Below are 3,563 nucleotides of genomic sequence, written 5' to 3' on the forward strand. Positions count from 1 at the left end.
ACAGGTCGTCGTAGTTGCTGTTCCCGAAGTTGTTGCCGAACCGGTTGTCCGCAGCCGGCTGATAGTCGCCCCCGGCAACCGGATACTCCGCGGTCACGTCCGCCTCCTGCTGCGCCTGCGCCAGTTCCTGCTCGCGCTGGAGCCGGTCTGCGTCGGCGCGATCACGCCGACGCCGCTGCACCGCCTGGACGATCAGCTGGATCCCGAAGATCAGCGAGATCACCGCGAGGATCGGCACCACGCCGTTCAGCGTGTACTGCTTGATCCCGTCGATCATCCCGGTCGTCACACCCGGGACGTCGTTCAGGAAGTTCGTCATCCGGTTGGGGATCCAGTGCACGGTGTAGATCATCGCGCCGAAGGTCAGCGCCGCACCGAGCGCCGCGGCGCCCGAGAAGTACGACACCACGGTCCAGAAGATCAGCGCCCCGATGCCGTAGGCGAGCGCCATCTCCTTCGCGTTCAGCTTGACACCGCCGTCCGCCGCGAGGACGCCGAACATCGCAGGCCCGGCGAGCGCTACGGCGATGCCAAGGAGGAAGCCGAGAAATTTGGACACATCCCCACCGTAGCGACGTTTCCCCTCCGCACCCCGCCGACACTTCGCGCAATCTTTACGTCTAACCCGGCGCGTATCCCCACGTGATCCCCCAGCAACACACCCACACCACCCCGCGCACACCCCGCACCACACCAGTCACACACGGGCATTCCCACGAATCTCCCGCCCACCGGCATGACGGCGGGGACGCGGGCCAGGCGGAGCGGCGGACGCGGTCCACCGCCGCCGACAGGTATGGCGCCACCCGCCTCGCGCTGAACCGCCCCCGCCGGCAGAGGGCATCCGCAGGTCACCGCCGTCGCCAGGTGGTCGACCGCAGATCACCTCCGACGTCAGGTGGTGGTCCGGCGGTTCACCCGCAACGACGGGCGGCGGTTGTTCGGCGGTGGGGCGTCAGACGGTCAGGCCGTAGGTGATGCCTGCTGGGGTCGGGTCGTCGTCTTCGTGGTCCAGGTCGGGAGTGCGCTCGTACTCTTCCCAGGCGAGCAGCTTGTCCAGGTTCCGGCGAACCGGCTCGAGGACTTCGGCGATCGGGACGTCGCGCCCCAGCTCCTTGGAGAGCGTGGTGACATCGGCGTCGGAGATGCCGCACGGGACGATCCGGTCGAACCAGGCGAGGTCGTTGTCGCAGTTCAGCGCGAACCCGTGCATGGTGACGCCCTGCGCCACCCGGATCCCGATCGCCGCGATCTTCCGCTCGCGCCCGCGCTCGTCCGCGGGCACCCAGACGCCGCTGCGCCCCTTCACCCGTCCGGTCCGTACGCCGAGCTCGGCACACACCGCGATCAGGGCTTCCTCGAGCCTGCGGACGTAGTCCACGACGTACACGTGTGAGGCGAGCTTCACGATCGGGTAGCCGACCAGTTGGCCCGGGCCGTGCCAGGTGATCTTGCCGCCGCGGTCGACGTCGACGACCGGCGTGCCGTCCAGCGGGCGCTCGCTCTCCGCGGTCCGCCGTCCGGCGGTGTAGACGGGCGGGTGCTCCAGGAGCAGGCAGGTGTCCGGGATCTCGTCGGCGAACCGGGCGGCGTGCACCTCGCGCTGCTTGTCCCACGCCACCTGGTACTCGACGGCTTCCTCGCCGAAGCCCATGCGGACGAATCGCAGCTCACTCACGGCCAAGCCTCCTCGTCTGGCGTCGTGCCCCGGGGATCGTCCCGGGACCGGCACGGCACCATGCGTCATTCGCGCCCATGCCACTGTACGGCGGCGCTCCGCCTCCCCGGCCGCCAGGTGCGGACGGCCGTCGGGGGAGGCGACGGTCCGTGACCGTCGCCCTTCGTTCGGCTACGGAACGTGACGGCGTGTCCCGTCGGGAGAATCGGTTCGCCGTTCCGGTCGCGCCCTACCGTCGGCCGCGCAGCGAATCCTCGGCACGGCACAGAGAGGCCAGACCGTCCATGCGCGTTCCCCCTGTTCCCCCGCCCCGCCGCCCCCGGGCCCGGCGCCTCGTCTCCCTCCTCGCCGCGACGCTCCTGACGGCCGGAGTGAGCGCCGCGGCTGCCTACACCCCGAGCGCCGCCGCGGATCCCGCCCGCCCCGACGCGAGGAAGGCGGTGGTCGCCCTGCAGCCCGTCCGCGTGGAGGGCGCGTGGCGCAGCACTGGACCGAGCGGCGAGCAGTCGGCCCGCGTGCAGTGCCCGGCCGGCTACTACGCGACGGGCGGAGGCGCCGACACCGACGGCGGCTCGCCCCACCTCTCCACCTCGATCGCGGTGCCGCAGCAGACCGACACGGCCGACGGCTGGTCCGTCACCGCCCGCAACTACAGCACCCAGGGCGGCATGCGCATCCGCGCCTACGTGGTCTGCGACCAGGCGGCCCACTTCGTACGCCAGACCACGACCTACGGTGTGCCGAAGTCCAGCGTCGGCGACGCGGTGGCGACATGTCCCGGCGGAACGACGGCCAGCGGCGGCGGCTACATGGCGATCGGCATCGGCCTCGGCGACCAGTCGGTCTTCCTGATCCAGGACTCGGGCCCCATCGGCAACTACGGGTGGAGGGCCGAGGGGTACAACCACGCGCCCGACGACGGTTTCATCACCGCGCAGGTGATCTGCTCCACCCAGCCGCACGTCGTGCGGCTCGGTGAGGCGTACCGCACGCCGCACAACTACATCGGCAGTTCCGTGGCGACCTGCTCGTCGGCGACGAACGAGGTGCCCACCGGCGGCGGTCAGTTCGTCGGCGCCCAGGTCTACGCGGAGGAGTCCATTCCGACCCCCTGGGGCTGGAACGTCGCCGCACTGAACACCAGCGGCTCGCCGCAGGACGTCGCCGCCGTGGTGATCTGCCGCCCCCTCGGCTGACGGTCCCTCCGCTCCGTCGGCCTCGTCCCGCAGGGTTGCCGCTGGTCACCGGCCGGCGGCAACCCTCCCTCCCGTTCCTCACACGATCGGATGAATCTGGGGCGAAGGCGGCGGCGAGGGCAGTACGGGCCGCTAAATTCACGCCGTTCCATGAGGGCTGCCACCCGGGCCCGGAAGGCAGGAGACCGCACAGCTGATGACGGAACGACCCCCGCAGCGCATCCCGAACCGCCAGCTCGCCGCCCTGATCGCCGAGGCGGGCTTCTCCAACGCGGGGCTGGCCAGAAGGGTGGACCAGCTCGGCCTGGAGCACGGGCTCGACCTGCGGTACGACAAGACCTCGGTGACCCGCTGGCTCCGGGGGCAGCAGCCGCGCGGCACCACCCCCGCCCTGATCGCGGAGGTCTTCACCCGGCGGCTCGGCCGCCGGCTCTCCGCGCAGGACCTCGGGCTCGACGCCTGCGCGCCGGTGTACGCAGGCCTCGAGTTCGCGGCCACGCCGGAGGAGGCCGTCGACATCGTCGGCGGCCTGTGGCGCAAGGACTCCGGCAGCCATGCCGAGCTGCGCAAGATCGCCTTCACCCCGGCCGGGCTCGTCGTGCCCAGCCGCGACTGGCTGATCGGCCGGGCCGACGAGCGGGTGGGCCGCGGCGAGCCGGTCCCCGGGCCGCCCCAGCCCGGCGTCGCCG

General features: G+C 71.5%; 4 protein-coding genes. 2 read left to right on the top strand and 2 right to left on the bottom strand.

The window, feature by feature from the left end:
• Together VIU94_RS00700 and lipB are read right to left on the bottom strand one after the other, a co-directional pair.
• The coding region (locus VIU94_RS00700) for a hypothetical protein (RefSeq protein ID WP_331906350.1) at nucleotides 1-559 on the bottom strand (559 nt) is incomplete at its 3' end.
• Between the two features lie 396 nt (nucleotides 560-955).
• The gene (gene lipB, locus VIU94_RS00705; RefSeq protein ID WP_331906352.1) at nucleotides 956-1,678 is read right to left on the bottom strand and encodes a lipoyl(octanoyl) transferase LipB; all 723 of its coding nucleotides are present in this window, start codon (nucleotides 1,676-1,678) and stop codon (nucleotides 956-958) included.
• A gap of 284 nt (nucleotides 1,679-1,962) precedes the next feature.
• Here lipB and VIU94_RS00710 point away from each other — a divergent pair, with 284 nt between their 5' ends.
• Together VIU94_RS00710 and VIU94_RS00715 are read left to right on the top strand one after the other, a co-directional pair.
• Nucleotides 1,963-2,874: a hypothetical protein gene (locus tag VIU94_RS00710; protein WP_331906354.1), complete on the top strand. Its 912-nt coding sequence runs from the start codon at nucleotides 1,963-1,965 to the stop codon at nucleotides 2,872-2,874.
• 196 nt (nucleotides 2,875-3,070) lie between these two features.
• The coding region (locus tag VIU94_RS00715; protein ID WP_524540615.1) for an NsdA family TPR-like regulatory protein at nucleotides 3,071-3,563 on the top strand (493 nt) is incomplete at its 3' end.

This window comes from Streptomyces sp., from assembly GCF_036566765.1.
GTDB lineage: Bacteria > Actinomycetota > Actinomycetes > Streptomycetales > Streptomycetaceae > Streptomyces.

Coding starts and splice junctions, on each gene's coding strand:
- VIU94_RS00710 (WP_331906354.1), top strand. CDS start 1,963: ATGCGCGTTCCCCCTGTTCCCCCGCCCCGCCGCCCCCGGGCCCGGCGC.